Genomic DNA, 661 nt, shown 5'->3' on the forward strand with positions numbered 1-661 from the left:
GGATTTTTGTCTACATCTTCATCTTTTAGATACGCATAATTTAATGATTTGAGCACCAGTGCTCCAGCAATGCTTGAAGCTTGTATGCCATGCACACCAGTAGGTATATTCACTGTCAGACATTTAGTATCGCATTTTTTATTGTAATAGTCATAAAATCCATCCTTGCCATATGCTGCCTGTGTAAAACTTGGGTAAATGAATACAGTATCACGTGGTTTATCAAGAAATCCCACATCCTTGTACAAATTATTTAGTTCAGGTTTTAATTCTAAAGACATTGAGATCAAATTTCCACTTGCGTCGTTATGCGGAATAACATTAAAGAGAAGATCTTTTATCGGCAAGTGGAGGGTCTGCTCGTTTCCTTCTGTATTTGATACAACAGTAAGATAGCCTCCAGGATTGTTTGGAATATCATATGAAGTTGATTGTCCATATGCATTATAGCAAAGTGATAGACTTGCAATGCACAGACCTATTGTGCAAAAAATAACGAGTCTCAAACCATACATCTGACAGTCCCTACAAACTTTAATCTGTATCAGGTATTTGTGTTTATACATATAGCTAGATGTAAAGCACAGATTTTGAATCTTGAATTAAAATCTAGAACTTTCGTTAGCAGTTGTTTTAAGATAAAAAGGAAAAAGAGGGAAAG

1 pseudogene is annotated in these 661 nt (G+C 34.9%); it reads right to left on the reverse strand.

From position 1 onward, the window contains the following. Nucleotides 1-506, reverse strand: a pseudogene (locus tag DYY66_RS03415) (hypothetical protein); the annotation flags it as partial. Nucleotides 507-661 lie beyond the last annotated feature (155 nt).

The sequence above is a fragment of the Candidatus Nitrosotalea sp. FS genome (assembly GCF_011319475.1).
Classification (GTDB): domain Archaea; phylum Thermoproteota; class Nitrososphaeria; order Nitrososphaerales; family Nitrosopumilaceae; genus Nitrosotalea.